This is a genomic window from Vibrio sp. 1401 (genome assembly GCF_033340295.1).
The window spans coordinates 1-525 of sequence record NZ_JAWOWF010000806.1 but is presented as its reverse complement, the minus strand read 5'-3'; the positions used below and the strand labels follow the sequence as shown (position 1 = coordinate 525).

1 protein-coding gene is annotated in these 525 nt (G+C 50.9%); it reads left to right on the top strand.

Translation table 11 applies throughout. The annotated features are described in order from the left end of the window. Positions 1 to 525 (top strand): MFS transporter (locus R7Z77_RS28280; RefSeq protein ID WP_318137427.1); only part of this gene is annotated, 525 nt, incomplete at both ends.

Sequence of the window (525 nt, the reverse complement as noted above, 5' to 3'; positions counted from 1 at the left end):
GCCTGTTTGATCATCAGTGTTGGCCAACTGAGCATGGGTTTAGTGATGCCTTCCCTACCTTGGATCGCCAAAGACTTCTCAGTTTCACTCGATCAAGCGCAGCTCCTCGTGAGTATTTATCTACTTGGATTTGGCCCTTCCCAGTTCATCTATGGCCCTATGTCCGACGCATTAGGGCGCAAGAAAGTGCTACTCGCTGGTTTGCTGATCGCAATGTCTGGCTTGCTGATGATCATTTTCTGGAGCCATACGTTTACTGGCATGGTCTTAGGCCGCTTTTTGCAAGGCTTGGGGACGGGTTGCTGCGCGGTGTTGGCTCGGGCTTCCACTCGCGACCAGTTTAGTGGGAATGAGCTTCCCGTCGCGATGTCTTACATTGCTATGGCAGCGTCCATCACGCCGTTGATTGCTCCTGTGATTGGTGGGTTCATTAACTTCCACTTTGGCTGGAGCATGGTGTTCATTTCATTGTTGGGTTACGTGTCACTCGCTTGGATCATCATTGCGTTTCGATTCAAAGAGACC